The sequence below is a fragment of the Kiritimatiellia bacterium genome, assembly GCA_026417735.1.
In the GTDB taxonomy this organism is placed as follows: Bacteria; Verrucomicrobiota; Kiritimatiellia; order PWTM01; family PWTM01; genus CAACVY01.
The window spans coordinates 406,476-425,772 of sequence record JAOACR010000009.1; the positions used below are offsets into that span (position 1 = coordinate 406,476).

Consider the following 19,297-nt stretch of genomic DNA (forward strand, 5'->3'; position numbering starts at 1 on the left):
CGCCAGTTGCAGTCCGCAAGCGGAACCGGCATACTCTTTCGCCTTTTTCGTCTCGAACCCGAGACCCAGAACACGCGCATGAGAACCATCGAACTGTCGAAGGTGCGGAACATCGGCATCATGGCGCACATCGATGCGGGCAAAACCACCTGCAGCGAGCGCATCCTCTACTATGCCGGCAAGACCCACAAGGTCGGCGAGGTCCACGAGGGCACCGCAGTGCTCGACTGGATGCCGCAGGAGCAGGAACGCGGCATCACGATCACCGCGGCCGCCACCACGTTCGAATGGCGCGGGCACCGCATCACATTGATCGACACGCCCGGCCATGTGGACTTCACGATGGAGGTCGAACGCTCGCTGCGAGTGCTCGATGGCGCAATCGCGCTGTTCTGCGCGGTCGGCGGCGTGCAACCGCAGTCCGAACGGGTGTGGCGCCAGAGCGAAAAGTACAATGTGCCGAAGATCGCCTTCATCAACAAGATGGACCGGGCCGGTGCCGACTACTTCCGCGTGCTCGACGAAATCCAGGAAGAACTGGGCGCGAACGCGGTGCCAGTGGTGATCCCGATCGGCGCAGAAGAACGGTTCGCCGGCATCATTGATCTGGTCACCATGAAGGCGATCTACTACCCGGAAGAAACTCTCGGGCGCGACTATTACGAAACCGAGATTCCGCCGCAGCACTTGGACGAGGCGCGCCGCTGGCGGGCAAATCTCGTCGAAAAGTGCGCGGAGCAGGACGACACCATGCTCGCCCGTTTCCTCGAGCGCGGCGACCTCAACGAGCAAGAGATTCAGACGATTCTCCGAAGGGCGACGATCGCGCGCCGCGTCGTGCCTGTCTACTGCGGCTCCGCATTCCGCAACAAGGGCATCCAGCGGCTGCTCGACGGAGTGATCCGCTGCCTGCCCGCACCCAACGAAATTCCGCCCATCATCTGCGCCCGGGAGCCGGAGGTGAACACGCGCAACCCCAGCGACGACGACCCCTTCTCCGCCCTCGCGTTCAAGGTGGTCGCGGATCGGCACATGGGCAAGCTCACCTATCTGCGCGTGTACTCCGGCAGCATCCGCGCCGGCGAAACGGTGCTGAACAGCTCGCGGGACCGCCTACAACGAATCGTCCGGCTTTTCCGCATGCACGCGAACCGGCAAGAATCCATCGAGTCCGCGCACTGCGGCGACATCGTCGCGGCGGTCGGCCTCGCCGACACGCGCACCGGCGACACGCTCTGCCACGTGGACCACCCCATTCACCTGGAAGCGATCGAGTTTCCGTCGCCGGTGATGTCGATCAGCATCGCACCCGAAAGCCGCGCGGATGCGGACCGCCTCGGCGAGGCGCTGCACCGCCTCGCGGACGAAGACCCGACCTTCGTCGTCGGCTACAACGCGGAGACTCACGAGACGGTCGTCTCGGGCATGGGCGAGCTGCACCTCGAGATCATCGTGGATCGACTGAAACGCGAGTTCAACGTCGCCGCCAAGGTTGGCCCGCCGGAGGTCGCCTACCGTGAGACGATCACCGAGCCCGCGGAGGGTTCCTACAAGCACGTGAAACAGACGGGCGGGCGCGGTCAGTACGCGCACGTGGTGATGCGGATCGAGCCGACCGCACCGGGGGAGGGATTCGAGTTCGTCAACCGCGTGACGGGCGGGCGGATCCCCGCCGCGTATATCCCCGCCGTGGAAAAGGGAGTGCTCGCGGCGATGGCGAGCGGACCGGCCGCGGGATATCCGGTGGTCGATGTGCGCGTGACGTTGCTCGACGGCAGCTACCACGAGGTGGACTCTAGCGATCAGGCGTTTCAGGAGGCGGGCCGGGCGGGGTTTGTCGAGCTCTACGGCCGCGCAAGCCCGGAGCTGCTGGAGCCGGTGATGTCGGTCGAAATCGAAACGCCGGAAGAGTACATGGGCGCCGTGACCGGCTCCATCTGTTCACGACGCGGCCGCATCGAGGGCATGGAAGCCCGCGGCGACACCCGCATCATCCGAGGGCTCGTTCCGCTGGCGGAAATGTTCGGCTACGCGGGCGCGCTCCGCACGCTCACGCAGGGACGCGCGACCTTCACGATGCATTTCGAGCACTACGAGGCGGTGCCGGCCGCATTGGCCGAGGACATCATTCGCGAAGCCCGCGAACGGCGCCGCCGCTGAGGCGCTGCGCGCGGCGCGTTTTCCAACGGCCCGGCAGATGGGCTCCCGCCGAGATGACCGCACCGCCCGACCGCCCTGTCTGCATCATGCCCTGTCTCAACAGCAAGAACAGATCTGCCGTGAAGAGGGCCCATTCATGAGCCTCTACGATTCGGGCGATCCCGACGAGCGCGCACGCCGACCGCGCGGACGGCGCCGACGAACTGGACATCGCCGCGACGGTCGAACACCGTCCGACGCGGCCGGAGGTGGACCACCGCGTCGCGAACGTCATCACGATCTTCTTCAGGGTGGGCGGCCGCGTGCGCGACGCCGCCTCCACTGCAGGGGTCCTCGACGCGGACGCCCGATGCGTCTCGATCCGCTGCGCGTCGGTCTTCCACCTCCACCGCATTCGAATCCCGCAGGTGAAACGCGATCTACACAAGCATCGCACGTGGTTCGACACGCCCTGAAACGCCGGCATCTGCCGGCGGACCGCTCTCTTGATTCGGGAAGCCGCCCGCGAATATCATCGGTGCGTGATTCATTGCGATCACCGCTCGCCTCCCAACCGGAGACGGCCATGTCCGCCGGCGAATTTTCCGGTTCATTTGCAGTAAACGGCATGGTCTGGCTGGCGGGGTTTGCGCCGGGGTCTCTCGCCTTGCAGTGGCATCTCGGCGAAACGCTATGGACCGAGCTGCGGGCGGCGAGTCCCTCCGGCACCCTCGCACTAATACTGCGACGACAGGAGGGGCCATCCACCACCACCGGCGGCGCGCTGACGCTGCTGGGCGCCGCACCCGCCGGTTTTCGTCGGCTCGAAGCGGCTCCAGGAACCTATGACGGAGAATTCGGCTGGCTCGACCCGGCGGGGGAGTTCACCCGGCTCGCGCAGCTCGGACCGGCCCGACCGCTGCCCGCCGCGCCCGCCGTCGACATCTCGCTAGCCTTGATGGCACCTTCCGGCGCGTCCGTCGGTGCCGCCCTTCAACGCATGGGCAAAGTGGAAAGGGCGGCCAGCGTCACGTGGATCCGAAGGCCGCAAGCGTTTGCACGGGTTTGCCCAGCGCTGCCGACCAACCCCGTGCCAGCGGGCTCGTCGTTCCCGCCAATCCCCGCGACACCTCCGGTGGTTGGAGAGGCCGGCCCGGCTGCGGACTGGACGACGAATGGCGATGAACCAGCGCCGGCTGCGACAGCCGGGCAAGCATGGCGCGCATCGGGCGGGCATCAACCGCCGCCGGAGGTCGGTTGGCCGACCGCTACCGCCGCCAACACGCTGGGAGTGATCTGATGCCGCCGGCCCATCTCATGCTCGTGCTGCACGCGCACCTTCCCGACCTGCGCGATGGGGGCGGACTCGAACAGCGCTGGTTCTTTGAAGCCGTCGCACAAAGCTATCTGCCACTGCTCGAGGTGTTCGAACGGCTGGACCGCGAGAACGTGCCGTTCCGTGTCGCGCTGTCCGTCTCACCAACTCTCGCCGCGATGCTCCAAGACTCCGTCATGATCGGGCGATGCGCCGCACATCTTCAGTCCCTCGCGGAGCTCGCCGCGGAGGAGACCCGCCGCCACCGCTGGGATGTGCGGTTCGAACGGCTCGCCCGACGCTGGCAGACATTCTATGAGCACCGCCGACGGGATCTGGAGCAGCGGGACGGCCGGCTGTTACCGGCGCTGGCCCGCCTCGCCGATCGCGGTCGCATCGAGCTGTTCACCACCGCGGCCACCCATGGCTATTTGCCGCTGCTGGCCGCCGTCCCCTCCGCCGCCAGCCGTCAAATTCGCCTGGGCCTGACCGCGCACCGGCGCTGGGCGGGTCGCCCCGCCGATGGCTTCTGGCTCCCCGAAATGGGATGGACGCCCTCGCTCGAAGACGAACTGCGGGCGGGCGGCGCGAACTGGACGCTGGTGGACGCCCACGCGGTCGTCTGGGCGGATCGCCGTCCCTATGCCGGCACTTTTGCCCCGCTCGTCACGCCGGGCGGATTGATTGTCTTTCCGCGCGACGCGGAACTCACGCGCGCAGTCTGGAGCGCGCACGACGGTTACCCCGGTGCGCCGTGGTACCTTGAATACCATCGCGACATCGGATGGGAACGTCCCGCCGAAGAGCTCGGACCACTCGCCCCGCCGCCCGGCACCCGCTGGCCGGTCGGCATCAAATACCACCGCGTCACCGCTCGGACCGCCGACAAGCAACCGTACGAGCCGGACCGCGCGATCGCACTAGCCCGCGAACATGCCGCGGACTTCCTGCGTCGGACGTTGGACCGCGCGGGCCGCGCCGCGGTCGCGATGGACCGCTCCCCGCTGTTGGTGGCCGCGTTCGATGCGGAGCTCTTCGGACACTGGTGGCATGAAGGCCCCCTCTGGCTCGAGCAGGTGTTGCGCCTCGCAAGCGCAACGCCGGCCCTGTCCCTCGTCACGCCGTCCGACTACCTCGCACGCTACCCCTGGCTCCAGTGTGCGACGCCGGCCGAGTCAAGCTGGGGTGACGGCGGCGGCCACGCCAGCTGGTGGAACGAAACCACCGCGCCGATGTGGACGTGGCTCCATCAGGCCGCGTTGCGGCTGGATTGCGCCGAACGCCACAGTTCATCCCATACGCAGAATGGCCGCCTCACAGAGGCGCGCGACCATCTGCTCCTTGCCCAAGCATCGGATTGGATGTTTATGCTCTGCCACCAAACCGCGCCCGACTATGCGCGACGCCGCTGGCGGCAGGCGGTGGAACGGTTCGAGTCCGCGATGAACGACGCCCCTCGTCCGGGCAGGGAGTGACGGCCATGTTCATCATCCAAATCGCCTCGGAGTGCGCGCCGGTCGCGAAGGTCGGCGGCCTCGCCGATGTCGTCTACGGTCTCTCCCGCGAGCTGGAGATCCGCGGCAATGCGGTCGAAATCATTCTGCCGAAGTACGACTGCCTGCGCTATGACCGCATCTGGGGCCTGCAGGAGGTCTGGAAGGACCTCTGGATCCCGTGGGAGGGCGGCGCGGTCCACACCTCCATCTGGTTTGGGTTCGTCGAGGGGCGGAAATGCTTTTTTGTTGACCCGCATTCCCATCACAACTTTTTCAACCGACGGGTCTTCTACGGACAGGGCGACGACGACCGGCGCTTTGCATTCTTCTGTCGCGCCGCCCTCGAGTTCATGCTGAAGGCGAACAAACACCCGGAGATCATCCACGTCCATGATTGGCAGACCGCGCTGGTGCCGGTGCTGCTGTACGAGATTTACGAAAAGATCGGCATGCGGCATCCCCGTGTCTGCTTCACTCTGCACAACGTCCGCCATCAGGGCGTCACGGGCCCCCACCTGCTCTGGTCGGTGGGCTTGGGCCGGCCGGAGTATTTTCTGCATCCGGACCGGCTCCAGGACGATCACCACCCCGGCGCGCTGAACCTGATGAAGGGAGGAATTGTCTACTCGAACTTCGTCACGACCGTTTCCCCCCGCTACGCGCACGAGATCCGCTTCACCGAGCAGGGGTGCGGGCTCGGTCACACCCTCTGGAAACACCACCAGAAGTTCGGCGGTGTATTGAACGGCGTGGACTACGATGTCTGGAACCCGGAGATTGACCCGCATATACCGGCGCGATACGGCCCGGCGACGATCAACCAAAAATACGTGAACAAGGGCGCGCTGCGGCGGCGGCTCTGGCTTCGCGACCGCTTTTGCCCGATCGTCGCGTTCATCGGTCGGCTCGACCACCAGAAGGGCGTACCGCTGATCCGCCACGCGCTGTTCTGGTGCCTAGCGAACGGCGCGCAGTTCGTGCTGCTCGGCTCAAGCCCCGACCCAGCGATCCAGCACGAGTTTCAAGAACTGAAGCGCCGCATCAATGACAATCCGGACTCCCACCTCGAACTCGCGCACAACGAAGAGCTCGCCCACCTAGTGTACGCCGGTGCGGACCTGATGATTGTGCCCAGCCTCTTCGAGCCCTGCGGGCTGACTCAGATGATCGCGATGAAGTACGGAACCCTTCCGATCGTCCGCGAGGTCGGCGGCCTCGCCGACACAGTGTTCGATGTGGACCACTCGGACCGGCCCCCCGAACAACGCAACGGGTACACGTTCAAGACCTTTGACAACGGCGGCATTGAGTCGGCGCTCGTGCGCGCGGTCGGACTGTGGAATCACTACCCCGACAAGTTCCGCCAGGTGATGCTCCAAGCGATGGCCTGCGACTACTCCTGGAACGAGCCGGGCCGTCATTACCTCAACATCTACGACTACATTCGCGACAAGTAACAGGCGCTCCGCTGGATCGGTGCTGCAGCCTTGGGGCTTCGCATACGGTCCACAAAACGACCTGCGTTGAGGCAGCGCCAGAGACAATGCGCGCCAGATTCGCGGAAGATTTGCCGTTGTCACCGGCAAGCACAATAACACGCGAGCTCACTTCGCGCTCCGCAACCGCGGCCGACCTACAGCACCACTCCCCACGGCTCGCCGCGCCGTCGAGCCAAGAACTCACCATCCCCTCAAAAAGTCCGCGGCTCACCATGCCGCACGGCACCCACGAGGAGCCCCACCGCGGTCCCGACACCGCCCGGCCCGGAGAGGGGGCGGTGAACGGGCGGACTCACCAGTGGCACTACGTCTGCGGGCCGCAGTGGATCTGCGACCAGTTGCCCGAGCCGTTCCGCCCTGACGCCCGTCGCCTCGACAGCGGAAGAGTCTGAGCAAGCACCGCTCTTCCCCCCGCTGGGCGTTCGCGTCTCAAGGCCCAGCCGGCGCATTCAAAACATCTGCGCCCGCTCAGGTCCGACCGCCAGCCCTCCTCCATCGCGGCCTCCTCGCGAGGGCCCCGGGCAGCCCACGGAGTGTTGGACCCGCGACTCGAATCAGCGAAGCCGACGGCGCAGCAGAATCCCCGCGGCGATCATGCCCACCAGCCCCAGCGTAGACGGCTCCGGAATGACGGTGAGCGTGATGTCGCTCGCGTTGTAGTCAATCTGGAACTGCGTCGAACCGACATTGAACGTGCTGCCCGAGCTCGGCAGCCCGCTGAAGGTGCCGGACAGCGTCGAGAACCCGCTCACAATCTGGAACGTGTCGCCCAGGCTCGGCGTGAAGCCCAGGATCACCGACAGCGTCGGATTCGACAGCGTCAGCGTTGTGCCGGTCCCCATCAGCAACTGGTCGTACAGCGTCCCCGGCGTGGTCCCGTTCAGCTCCACCTCGAAGAACGCGCCGCTCTGCAGCGTCACGTTCGCGTTCGCGGTGAAGATGCCGGCACTCGAGCCGGGCGCCAGCGTGCCGCCCGAGAGCACGTTGATCGCGCCGGCGACTGACCCGTTGCCCTCGAGGCGCCCGCCCACCACCGTGATCAAACCTCCGCCGGTGTGCGCACCTTGGATCCGCAACGCACCGTTCGAGACAATCGTCGGACCCGTGTACGGGTTGTTGAACGTCAACACCGTCGTACCCGAACCGATCTGCGCCAGCGTGCCCGCCCCTCGAATCTCGTTGGTCACAACATGGACGTCGCTGCGGTCAAACCACAACTGCGTGCGGTTCGTGACCACGCCGGAACCAAGATTGCCGACCGTCCCGCCCTCTCCGATGCGCAGCACGCCGTTGCTGACGAATGTCCAACCGCCGGCCTGGTTCTGGGCCGCAATGGTCCAGATGCCCGGCCCCTCTTTCAGAATCGGCAGATCGGTCATGATGCCATTCGAGATCACCCCGCGCAGGATGCCCATTCCCGCGCCGTCAAGCTGCAGAATGCGGCCGGTCGCGCTCGGGAAAATCACGCCGTGCAAGATCAAGCCAGCGCCCGCATCCGCTGCGAAGCGGGAGCTGCCCGCACCCGCCGTCATGTTGATGGTGCTGACCCACGCGTTCGTGCCCGCCACACTGCGGATCACGCCGAGCGTGTTGCTGAAGCCCGTCCCGCTGGTCTGGATCACCTTCCCCGTGACACCAATGTTACCCGACATCCACAGCGCCCGGCTGCCCAAGCCGCCACTCTGGTAGTTCACGAACACCGTGCCGGTGCCGTGCGCACCGAGCGCGTAACTCTTCGTAATCCACAGCGCCCCGGTTCGCACCTCCCAGTTCCCGAAGAAGTCGGGGCTGTCCTGCGTGAGCTGCAGCAGGCCGTCCGAACCCTGCTGGCGGATCGTGCCGGTGCCGACAAACACGTTCGAGGAGATCAGAAAGCCCGGCATCGCAAACTCCACGATCGCGCCGAGGTTCGTAATCGGTTGCGTCGTCGGGACTCGCACACCTTCCACAATGTTGCTGTGGCCCAACCGAAGCGTGCCGCCGGAGACGAGAATCCCACCCGTGAACGCGTTCGTGTTGATCAGGTTGAGGAAGCCGGTGCCCGCCTTGATCAGCCCGCCGCTGCCATAGATTGGCTGGTCCACCGTCTGCGCGTTCGAATGGTTGAACGCGAGCAGGCCCATGTTCGTCACCGGCCCCGAGACCATCGGGCTAGACGGCGCCCCGCCCGTGCCGATTTGCAGCAGGCCGTTGCTGATCATCACAAACGTGGCCGTCAGCCCCGGGTTCGGAAGCACCAGCGCGCCCGGCCCCGTCTTCACCAGCGGCACCGGGCTCGTCATCGTCAGCGTGCTGCTGACCACGCTCGTAAATCCGACGCCGGCAATGTGGTACACCGTGGGTCCCTGAATCAGGTGCGGGCCGCTCATCGTCAGCGTCTGACCGTTCGTTCCGGACAGGGTCAGATAGACACCGGCGTTCGTGAACGGGCCACTCAGCGTCACGTCCGGTGGCCCCTTCAGTTGGATGACGGAGCCGGCCTGCACATTGAAGGGGCTTGCGATCGCATACGAACTGGTCGAGACGATGAACATCGAACCATCGCCCGGATCCACCATCATCGAATAGTTGAACTCGTTCGACTCCCCTCGGCCCTGCGGATCGTAGCCGAACCCAAACGGCCAATTCGCCGACGGGCCGACACCGCCGGAACCCTGGCCGAATGCGACTTCGAAGGAGTGGTATCCGGGGGTCAGCTCCACCGTCGCCCAGGTGGCAACGTTGTGAGCGATACCATTGGTGATTCGGATGATCCCGTCGATGACGAGCCGCACGCTGTCGTCGAAGTTCTCCGCAAATGTCCAGGTGACGTTCGTCGGGCCGGGAATGTAGAGAAAGCCCGTGTACATGTAGGTCGAGGTGTCTGGGAAACCTCCGCTGCCGGTGATCGTCGTCTGGCCGTAGCTCGGTCCCAGCCGCACCGCCTGCTTCGGGTTCGCGGCGCTCGACAACAACGACACACTGTGGACGTTTGTCCGCCCCTCAAAGAGCCCAGCGCCGGTCAAAATCACATCCCCACCCGCCAGTGTCACCACGCCGGCATTGGTTGGCGCCGCGCCAAGGAACACCTTCGTGCCGGGAGCCGCCGTCACACTGTGATAGCGCCCAACCAGCGCAATTTCGGCACCGGCCGCCACCGAAATCAGCGCAGTGGGCGCAGAGTCCAGCGCCAGACGACCGCCCAACACTTCCACCGAATAGAGCTGATTCGTCCCTACGGCGGGAAGCGAAGCAACGCCGGTGCCGATTTTCTGCAGCGAGAGGAGCCCACTCGAGCCGATGAGATTCCCGGCCCAGTTCAGGCTGTTCGCATTCCCACCCCCAACGACCAGCAGCGACGGCGCAACGCCCGCGTTGAGGACCCGCGCGGCACGCGAGCCAGCGATCGAAGAAACCGCTTGCGTGAAGCCGTTCAGGTCCACCGTTGCCCACGTCTGGAGCGGATTCGTCCCACCCAGCGCCCAGGGCGAGCCCACCACCAGCGTGCCCCCGGTCACGATCGTCCCGCCACTGAACGCGTTCGTGCCGGCGAGCGTGACGGCGCCGCTTCCCGCTTTGCGGAACGCCACTGTCCCCGGCCCATCCACAATGTTTACGAAGTTGGTCGCCGTACCGCCGTTCTGGCCCAGCGTGAACTCCGCCGGCGCCGTGCTGCGGTTGGTGATCCAGCCGGTACCGGTCAGGTTGTTCCACCCCTCCGCGCGACCGTTCAGATCGAACACACCGCCACTCATGTGCAGGTTCGCCGTGCTGACCAGCTGATCATCGCCCGTACCGTCGAGCAGAATCACCGCGTTCAGGTTCGTGTTGTTCTGCGACAGCGCCCGGATCGTGCTGCCGCTGACCGCCTTCGCCAGCACCGCGGTGCCGCCGCTGATGGTGATGTTGAACGAGTCGTTGTCACCCGTTCCCGCGAACACCACCGTGCCGGGTCCGGTCAGCCAGTTGTTCTGCGCCGCCGCGCCGCGCAGCCGCCCCTCAAAAATGACGACGCCCGTCGCCTGCGCGACCTCGATCGTCGCGATGCCCGTGTTGTCGAGCCACACCGTTCGCTCCGTGCGCGAGGTGCCCGTACCGGTGACCCGCAGCCGCGTGCCGCCGTATAGCTCCAGAAAGTTTTTGCCCGGATCGGTGGGCACCGACGGGCCGAGCTGGCCGGTATTGTCATCGGTGATCGCGCTGACCGAGAGCGTTCCCGCAAACACTTCCGTCGCGTTCGTGTAGCTGTTCTGACCGGACAGCGTCAGCGTGCCGGCGCCATATTTCTGCAGCCGGCCGTTGCCGGAAATATTCTCCGCAAAGGCAATGTCGTCGGAACGGAAGAAGCGCAGCGTGCCGTTGTTGATCACGGCGCCCGTGCCCAACGTGCCCGAGGTACTGTTGCTGCCCACCTGCAGCACACCCGCGCCAATGATGGTGCCGCCGCTGTACGTGTTCGGGCCGGTCAACACCATCGTTCCGACCCCTTCCTTCGAAAGCGTGCCGGCACTCACCACCGCGTTCACCCACATCGTCGCGTTCGCGCTGGATACAATGAAGATCGGATCGGTCCCGGTGATCGAACCGCTGCCGCCGCTGTTGTTGATCGAGAAAATAACCGGCAGAGTGAGCAGAACACCGCCGCCGCTGATCGTCAAATTATTCCCCGCCAGGTCGATCGCGGCGAGACCACTGTTCGTCGGCGCAATGGTGAGCGACGCCACGGAACGATCCGCGGTGAGCGCATCCGAAACGCCGGTGCGTGTGGTCGAGAAGCGCGTGTCGAGGCCCGTCTGGCTCGCCGAGCCATCAAACTCCGTGAGCGTCCCGAACGCCAGGGGCACCACACCGCTCGCTGTGGAGTACCGGGTGAAATTCGTCAGGTGCTGAACGACGTACGGCAACAGCACGCCGTCAGCGACGTTCCCAAACCAAAGCAGAGGATTCGCGGAGTTACTGACGCCGCCGCCCAGAGCGCCAATGCCCAGATTCGTGACGCTCAGTATACCGGACGACCTCTGAAGGTTCGCAAAAGTGACCGAAACACCCCCGCCGCTACCCGACGCCTGGTTGTGCAAAATCAACGCATTGACGCCACCCTCCAGCGACAACGTCCCCACGCTTTCCACAACGATTTCGTTAGTGCGATAGCGCTGCTCAAACGTTCCGCCCATCATCCGGACCACCGTCGCATCGCCAAGACGGTTCGACGCGTTGACAACGGTGTTGTCCAAAAGCAGCCGCGTGCCGGGCAGCAAATGGATTTCGGAACTGTCGCGAATGCTCGCATTCGCCGCCACCACCAGTACACCACCGGAGACGATCGTCGGCCCCTGGTAGGTGTTGGTCGCAAAGAGCCGCATGATGTTGACGCTGTCCTTCACAAACCCGCCGGCGCCGGTCATTGGACCGTAAATGTGGGTTTCCAAGGTCCCGGCCGAACTTGTGAACCTCGCCAAACCGTTGCTCAGAACGATGCTGCCGCGATTGGTGAACGCGACACCGCCCGACGGGCCAGCCTGCTCGAAGATCGCGCCGTCGCGCATCACGATCTGCTTCCACAGGGCGGTGCTGAGGTTGTAAACGCTCAACCGTGCATTGGACCAGATCGTTATCGGCAGATTCTGGTTGCCGAGCGACGCCGAGGTCCCCGACTCAAGCCGGAGATCGCCTTCTTTGAGCTGAATCTCACCCAGCGCCGTGTCCACCGTCACACTGATCAACGCGATCATGTTCGGCCCCACTTTGGTCAGCGTCCATGGCTGACCGAGCGTGCTGAGCGTCGCGGGCGCCCCCGTCGCCCGAGATCGAATATCCCACCGGCCGGTGCCACCAACCGTTGTATCCCCCATCATTACCACGGTGCGCGTCGCATCGTTCTGGCCACCGCCGGTGTTCACCACCGCGCCAGTGCCGCCAACGCCGGCACCGCTGATGTAGAGCACCCGGTTCGAGAACGCGAGGCCACCCACGTCAAACGTGCCCCCGTTCGTGACGACGATCGGCACACTGAGGTGGCCCACCGCGCCCGTATTGCCGGGCCGCAGTACACCTCCCTGGACGATGGTCGCCCCCATGTAGTCGTTCGTCGTGTTCAAGAACAGCGTGCCGCTGCCGTCCTTCGTCAGGCCCGTCGCGCCGGTGAGACGGCCGCTGCCGGTAAAGGTGTAGTTGCTCGTCGAGTTGACCACCACCGCGGCCGGCATCAGGTCGCCGATCAGGTTCACGATCGTCTTCACCGCGCTGTCATCGAACAGCACGGTATCGCCGGTGAAGAACTTCTGGTTCTGTGCGAAGTTGACGACATTGGTCAGGTCCCAGTCCGCCGAAGCCACGCCGGTGCCCACGCCGGGATTGATCCCCCGCCAGACAAGGTTCGATGCACTGCCGGATGCCGTGACCTCAACGTTGAAGCCGTTCTGCGCGATCGAGAAGGTGTAGCGCGACGCGGTCACCGGCGTGAGGTTCGCAACGCCGCTCAGCGCGCCGCCGGAAGTCGCCACCGTGTACGTGCCGGTCTGGAAGCCAGCCATCGGCACCAGATCCAAACGGCTGCCGCTGTTAAACGTCAGCGCATTACCGAACAACGTCTCAAAGAAGTCGTTGACACCATTGCCCACCTGGGAGGGGTCCCGAAGTTTGAACTGCAACGCCCCGTCAACCGTCGTCGTCTGCGCTGCGAGGTTGGTGGCCCGGTTCTGCGGACCGATCGCGAGCGTCCCCGCTGACGCGACCGACGCAGTGCCGATCGTGCCCAGAAGCCCCAGCACACCCGCGTTCACCGTCACGCTGCCGGTGAACAGGTTCGTGCCGACCAGCCGTACGTCACCCGCACCCGTTTTCACCACGCTGATCGGGCCGCGGATTCCACCGGCAAACATGCTGCTCTGGTTGTTTCCGCCCACGGTGAGCGTCGAGGCTGTCGCCTCGCTGTTGGTGATCCACCCGGCGCCCCACAGGCCGTTCACCGTTTCGTTGAAGCCCGCCAGGTTGAGCGAACCGTGCACCGTGAGGTTTCCCCGACCCGCACCGTCCGGAATCACTTCATTTGCGCCAAGCCGAAGAATCGCGGTGTTGTTACCCGAAGCGTGCTGAATGATCGTATCACCGGTGTATGTGTTCGCGGCCGCCAGCACCACAGCGCCCGGGTTCGGGTCCGACCCGATTGAGAGCGCCCCGCTACCGGTGATCACGCTGAGGTTCGTCCAGTTCATGCCCCACCCGGTGCGAAGGGTGCCGCCACCGGCGCCGAGCGTGATGCCGCGGTTCGCGGAAATCAGCAGCGGCGAACGCGCGTTCATCAGCGTCGCATTGTTGCTAATGAGAATGGCCGCCGACCAGTAAGCACCGATCGGGGTGCCCAGCGAAGCCTCATTCGCAACCTGCAGAATGCCACCGACGACCTGCACCTGTCCGGTCAGGGTGCTTGCCGTCGAGGTCTCATTCGACAGCACCAGAATGCCACCGCCGAGCTTCACAAAGCCGTTCGTACCGGCCAAGGGTGTGGTGATGAAGACCGACCGGTTGGTGACGTTGATCGTCGGCCGAATGATGGTGCCGCTGGTAAAATGCTCCAACGTCAGGACTGTCGAAGCGCTGGCGGGTGCCAAAAACCAATCGTGGCTCGCGGTCGTCGCGTCCGCAAAAATCAAATGGCCGATCGTCCGTGACACCTCCAGTGTGATGGAGCGGTGGGCAGTGATGTCGACGGTTCCGACGTTCGCGGTGCTGCCCTGACCGCTGGGCACTACGCCGGTCCAGCGGGTCGCGGTCCCCCAGAAGTCTGTTAGGTCCGCATTCCACGTGCCGTTGGAGTACTGCGCGCGCACCGGGCTCGCGAGCGCAAGACACCCCACCACCATCATCATAACCCGCCCCACTTGTATTTTCATGGACATGCTCCTGGCAACAAAATTCCCAACTGCCGTACTCTACGACGAGAGTCTCTGATCTGTCAACACGGCGTAAATTTTTTTACCGAAGTGAAACTTGGTCGCCGAGGTGCGGGCTTCCATGCGACCCCGCCTAGTCCCATATTGTTGCGGGCCTCCCTCAGCCGGGACACCATGGCATCGTTCTCGGCGAGTGCGATGTGCGACCGAGAGTGATGTGGCCGGCATGGCGCCAGCCGCAATCGGGCCGGCGAGCGGTGGAGGGTGGCGCTCGTGGGGGTTGTCGGCCCCCGCGGCCCAGGGTATGGTGAGCGTGACATGTGGACGCGTCGGATGTTGTTGTGGCTCTGGCTTGGCGCTACCGCGGGCGCGCATGCGAGCGAGCCCGTTCCGGAAGCCGGATCGTTGATCCGCTCGTTTTCCTACGACGCAAAAACTCAAACGTTGACAATCGTGATGGCGAAGGACGGCCGCGCATACCGGTACCTTCGCGTGCCGGAGAAAGTCTATCGCGATTTCCAGGCGGCGAAATCGAAGGGTGCGTTTTTCCTCCTTTACATCAAGGGCCGCTACGAGTTCCGGACGGAGTGACGGGCACACTTACGCAGGCCCGCCTCGCTCAGCGGTGCCTCGCCGGCCCGAGGCCGAGCTCTGGCGGCACCGGGTCGGCAAACTCGATTTCCTTCTCGGTCCCCGCGGCGTCACGCCGGGGCACGTATTTCCCGCTGGCAGTCACCAGCTGGCGCCCGCCGGCATCGAGCACGTGGCCCTGGGTGAGAACCAGCCGGCGATCGGCCTGGAGCACGCGCCCCTCGATGCGGTAGCGGGCGTCGACGGGCATGGGATGGCGGAAACGGGTGCTCATTTCCGCCGCGACGCAGACCGAGCGGGTTGCGAGAATCGCTGCCCAGGTCATCGCCTCGTCCAGCAGCGTCATCGCGATGCCCCCATGCACCATGCCGCGGTAGCCGTTGGCCACCGCCGGCGCGTCGTACTCGGCGACGACTACGTCGCCCTCCCGCCGCAGTCGGAGGCGAAATCCGGCGGAGTTTTCAATGCCACAGACATAGCAGCCACGGGTTCGTGGCAGCCAAACCTGCAGGGGTAACGAGTTCCCACTCACGGAGTCCCCCCGGCGCTGCCTGGTGCGGACGGCGGCGACAGCTCGGCAAATCCGTCGGGGAGCTCGCGGAGAAAAGCCGAAAGACGTTCTTTCATCAACGCCACGCGCTTCGCGAACTCCGCGCGCGCAGCAAGGTTGGTTTGTTCCTCCGGGTCGCAGGAGAGATCATAGAGCTGATCCCGCTCGAAGTAGGCCGGCTGGCGTTTCAGCGTTTTGAACTCGTTGTTGTTACCCGCGATGTGGCCATAGGGCGGGAGTGGTGGCGGCGCTTTCTTCTGGATGATTGGATGGATGGGAGCGTACTCGGCGGCCTTCCGCATGTCCACCAGTTCCTCCGGCGCTGGCGGGTAACGGAGGGCGATGTACTTCCAGTTGCCCATGCGAACGCCGCGCGTGAAGCCGAGCTCAAAATACAACGCATCGCGGAGCCATCTTCCCGGAGACTCCAGCGCGGCGCGGAAGCTCACGCCGTCGAACGCGCCGCTCGGAACTCGTGCGCCCGCAAAATCCAGCAGCGTCGGCGCGAAGTCGATGTTTGAAACCATTGCCGAACACACCCCGCCACAGGGGAACCCGCCGTGCCGCCAGACCAAGGAGGGGCTGAGGGTACCAGTCTGATAGATCGAGCCTTTTCCCTCTTGTCCGTTGTCATTGAACACGAATATGATCGAGTGATCGAGCCGGCGGAGCTGTTCGAGCCGGGAGAGGATCGCACCAATGGCGTCGTCGAGCCACAAGACCATTTCGCCGTGGGGCCGCTGACGGCCGGCGGCGGCCAGCCGGCGCGGGAGTGTCTCGCGGGTGGGGAGCACCGCCGGTGGGGTTGGGAGCCAGCCAGCGGGCGTCGCGTGAGGGTCCGCACGCCATGAGCGGTGGGGCTCGTACGGGGAATGGCACAGCGTCGGCGCAAAGTAGAGGAACACCGGCCGGTCTGCCGGCGCGGTGTCCAGAAACTCCAGCGCCGCGGCCGTCACCCAGTCCATGTTGTGCACGCGCAGCGCGCGCGGCATCAAATCGTCCGGGTTGCCGGGATACACGCCGCCGGCAAAGTCAAAGCCGGCGGCCCGGATCGCCGCTCGGAGCTGCTCGTCATGTTGGCGCAGCGCGTCCGCGATCTGTGGAGCGCGAGGGTCGGCATCGGCGGGAATAGGCGGACGCGGCGGCGCGGCGATCACGTGGTTCTTGCCGGCGAAGCCGGTTCGGTAGCCGGCATCCCGAAGCAGCTTCGGCAACGTCACGTCGCCCGGCACGATGTGCGTGTTCCACAGCACAATCGTCTGGCCGGCCCGCTCCGCGAGGCGCCGGAACTGGGGCGCACGGCTGCGGCTCGCATAGCGGCCGGTAAGGCACGCGTAGCGACTCGGTGTGCACACCGGTGAGCTGACGTGCTGGTTCGCCATCACCACACCTTCGCTCGCCAGCCGGTCGAGGTTCGGGGAAAGGTAGCGACCGCGGCCCTCGGCGGTCCAACACATCTTGTCCCGGGTCATGTCATCAAGAATGATGAAGATCAGATCCGGCGGACGGGCTGGCGCGGTTAGAGCGCCGGCGAACGCCACCATCACGAGCAGCTGGCGAAACAACGACACGGTGCGATCCTAGACAGGAGGCCGGAGTGTGGCAATCGGGCTGTACGAGATGCCGGCGGCGCCGCTACGATCCGGGTGAGAACCGGCGGTGAGCGCATCAATGCAGCGGCGGCGAGCAGCGGCGGTCGGCCTCGCAGCGATGGTGCTGCTGGCGGCGCTTTTCCTGCTGCCGCTGGCGATGGTGGTACGCGGTGGAGTGCTCGATGGCGGCCGGTTCTCACCGCGGCTCGTGCTGCGCGTTCTCTCAAACCCGGTTTATGCGGAAGGACTGCGCACCAGCCTGCTGATCGCGGCGGGGACGACGATCGGTACGGTGATCATCGGCCTGCCGCTGGCATGGATCGCTTCACGGCGAGAGTTTCGCGGACGGGAGACCGTCAGCGCGCTCGTGCTGCTGCCGATGCTGATGCCGCCGTTTGTCGGTGCGATCGGGCTGGAGCACATGCTGGGGCGCTACGGCGCGCTCAACGCGCTGCTCGGCACGCAGGTGGACTGGCTTGAACGGTACCGGCTGGCCGGCGTGATCGCGCTGCAGACGCTCTCGCTCTATCCGATTCTGTTCCTCAACGCGTCGGCGGCGCTTGCCAATGTGGATCCGGCACTGGAGGAGGCCGCCGCGACGCTGGGCGCACACGGTGTACGCCGGTTCATCCGGGTAACGCTGCCCCTGATGTTCCCGGGACTGTTCGCGGGCGCCGCGATCGTGTTCATCTGGAGCTTCACGGAGCTGGGCACCCCGCTGATGCTGGGGCTTTCCCGCTGCGCTCCCGTGCAGGTCTATGACTCGCTGAAGGACATCGGCGACAACCCGGAGCCCTACGCACTGGTGCTGGTGATGCTCGCCCTCTGCATTGCACTCTACACGATCGCGCGCTGGTTCGTACGACGGTACCTGCGGGGGATGCCCTCAAAGGGCGTGAGTTCGAGCGCGCTTCCGCGCTGGACGGGCGCGCGCATGGCGGTCGCCCTCGGTCTGTTCGGACTGGTGTCGCTGGTCGCCGCGCTTCCCCACCTCGGGGTCGTGCTGACAAGCCTCTCGCAGCCTGGCGCGTGGTATCGCAGCGTGCGCCCGGCGGCATGGACGCTTTCGCATTTGCGCGAAGCATGGTCGCACGAGCTGACGCTGGTCAGCATCCGCAACAGCCTGCTCTACGCCGGCGGGGCAGTCGCGCTCGACCTGGTGCTCGCGCTGGCAATCGCGAGGGTCGTGACGCGGTCCGATCTCCGGTGGCGTGGCGTGCTGGACCTGCTGGCGACACTCCCGTTGGCGGTGCCGGGGCTGGTGATGGCGTTTGGTTTTCTCGCGCTCAGTGCGCGGCTGAGCCATGCGGCCTGGGTGCGCGAATCCAGCTGGGCGGCGCATCTCTTCGACATCCGCACCCAGCCGGCACTGTTCCTCACCCTCGCCTACGCGATTCGTCGGCTGCCCTTCATGGCGCGCGCCGCGGTGGCCGGCCTGCAGCAAACCCCGCAGGAGCTGGATGAAGCGGCAGCGACGCTGGGCGCCCGGCCGCTGTACATCCTGCGCCGCATTTCGATGCCGCTGATTGGCAGCCATCTGCTGGCCGGTGCGCTGCTGACCTTCGCGTTCAGCGTCCTGGAAGTTTCCGACAGTCTGCTGCTGGCCCAGCGGATGGACTTCTATCCCATCACCAAGGCGATGTATGAGCTCTTTTCGTTCATCGGGGTCGGACCGCATCTGGCGGCCGCGCTGGGCGTGTGGGCGATGCTGTTTCTCGGGTTGACGCTGTTTGGCGCCAGTCGAATCATCGGTCGCCGATTTGGCGCGCTGTTCCGGGTTTGAAGTCGCTCGTGCCCGCAAATACGCCGCTCCTTGCGGGGAAGCCGGTTCCGAGAGAGGGCCTCCGAAAGTGTCGGACCTGACGCGGACACCGCTCATCACGACACGCCCAGAGAGCGGCGCTCCCCGAGTGTCAGCGCGTGTTCGTCTCCGTCCCCTGCGGATGCCTATTGTGGCCGCAATATTCACAGTCCGCCCCCCGGGAGGGCGGTCTTGACCGCGCAAGGAAACGCGCCGGTAAAAACGGAACAGATGGACTGGCCGGCGCGCTCGCGCCACTGACGAGCGCCCGCTCCGCAAGCGTGCGGCTCCTGGATGACACGTTTTGCGAGCGATCGTTTGTTGCGGAAGGATCAGGCGGCCGCAAACGCCACGACCGTACCGGCCAGACAGGGCCCGCCGTGCAGGCAGTACGACGCAGACCTCAGCTTCGTCTGCAGTGCGATGCAGAAATCCGTGAGCGC

Annotated in this window: 9 protein-coding genes and 1 pseudogene; 7 read left to right on the forward strand and 3 right to left on the reverse strand. The window is 65.3% G+C overall.

The window, feature by feature from the left end; all coding sequences use genetic code 11:
* Positions 1–78 precede the first annotated feature (78 nt).
* The 5 genes and pseudogenes from fusA to N2652_05375 all read left to right on the forward strand — a co-directional run bounded on the left by fusA (position 79) and on the right by N2652_05375 (position 6,407).
* Positions 79–2,160 carry an elongation factor G gene (gene fusA, locus N2652_05355; protein MCX7818621.1) on the forward strand — a complete coding sequence of 694 codons (2,082 nt, stop codon included), beginning with the start codon at positions 79–81 and terminating at the stop codon, positions 2,158–2,160.
* Positions 2,161–2,408: 248 nt separating this feature from the next.
* Positions 2,409–2,615 (forward strand): hypothetical protein, encoded by a 207-nt coding sequence (locus N2652_05360; GenBank protein ID MCX7818622.1) that lies wholly within the window; start codon positions 2,409–2,411, stop codon positions 2,613–2,615.
* 110 nt (positions 2,616–2,725) lie between these two features.
* Complete coding sequence (locus N2652_05365) at positions 2,726–3,439, forward strand: hypothetical protein (GenBank protein ID MCX7818623.1); 714 nt, start codon at positions 2,726–2,728, stop codon at positions 3,437–3,439.
* The gene (locus N2652_05370; GenBank protein MCX7818624.1) at positions 3,439–4,929 is read left to right on the forward strand and encodes a DUF1957 domain-containing protein; all 1,491 of its coding nucleotides are present in this window, start codon (positions 3,439–3,441) and stop codon (positions 4,927–4,929) included. The genes N2652_05365 and N2652_05370 overlap by 1 nt, the downstream gene beginning before the upstream one ends.
* Before the next feature lie 2 nt (positions 4,930–4,931).
* Positions 4,932–6,407, forward strand: a pseudogene (locus N2652_05375) (glycogen synthase).
* A gap of 596 nt (positions 6,408–7,003) precedes the next feature.
* Here the strand turns inward: N2652_05375 and N2652_05380 are convergent.
* Entirely contained in the window at positions 7,004–14,320 is a 7,317-nt protein-coding gene (locus tag N2652_05380; protein ID MCX7818625.1) for an autotransporter-associated beta strand repeat-containing protein, read from the reverse strand.
* Positions 14,321–14,638: 318 nt separating this feature from the next.
* Here N2652_05380 and N2652_05385 point away from each other — a divergent pair, with 318 nt between their 5' ends.
* A complete protein-coding gene (locus N2652_05385; GenBank protein MCX7818626.1) occupies positions 14,639–14,911 on the forward strand; it encodes a KTSC domain-containing protein in 273 nt (90 codons plus the stop codon).
* Positions 14,912–14,939: 28 nt separating this feature from the next.
* Here N2652_05385 and N2652_05390 read toward each other — a convergent pair whose 3' ends face one another.
* Positions 14,940–15,443, reverse strand: coding sequence for a PaaI family thioesterase (locus N2652_05390; protein MCX7818627.1), 504 nt, complete (start codon positions 15,441–15,443; stop codon positions 14,940–14,942).
* Positions 15,440–17,032: a sulfatase-like hydrolase/transferase gene (locus tag N2652_05395; GenBank protein ID MCX7818628.1), complete on the reverse strand. Its 1,593-nt coding sequence runs from the start codon at positions 17,030–17,032 to the stop codon at positions 15,440–15,442. Before N2652_05395 ends, N2652_05390 begins: the two co-directional genes overlap by 4 nt.
* 88 nt (positions 17,033–17,120) lie before the next feature.
* Between N2652_05395 and N2652_05400 the strand changes: the two genes are divergently transcribed.
* A complete protein-coding gene (locus N2652_05400; GenBank protein ID MCX7818629.1) occupies positions 17,121–18,836 on the forward strand; it encodes an iron ABC transporter permease in 1,716 nt (571 codons plus the stop codon).
* Positions 18,837–19,297: the final 461 nt, after the last annotated feature.

Excerpts from the sequence above, each read along its gene's own strand:
- fusA (MCX7818621.1), top strand. The coding sequence starts at position 79 with ATGAGAACCATCGAACTGTCGAAGGTGCGGAACATCGGCATCATGGCG.
- N2652_05370 (MCX7818624.1), top strand. The coding sequence starts at position 3,439 with ATGCCGCCGGCCCATCTCATGCTCGTGCTGCACGCGCACCTTCCCGAC.
- N2652_05380 (MCX7818625.1), bottom strand. The coding sequence starts at position 14,320 with ATGAAAATACAAGTGGGGCGGGTTATGATGATGGTGGTGGGGTGTCTT.
- N2652_05365 (MCX7818623.1), top strand. The coding sequence starts at position 2,726 with ATGTCCGCCGGCGAATTTTCCGGTTCATTTGCAGTAAACGGCATGGTC.
- N2652_05385 (MCX7818626.1), top strand. The coding sequence starts at position 14,639 with ATGTGGACGCGTCGGATGTTGTTGTGGCTCTGGCTTGGCGCTACCGCG.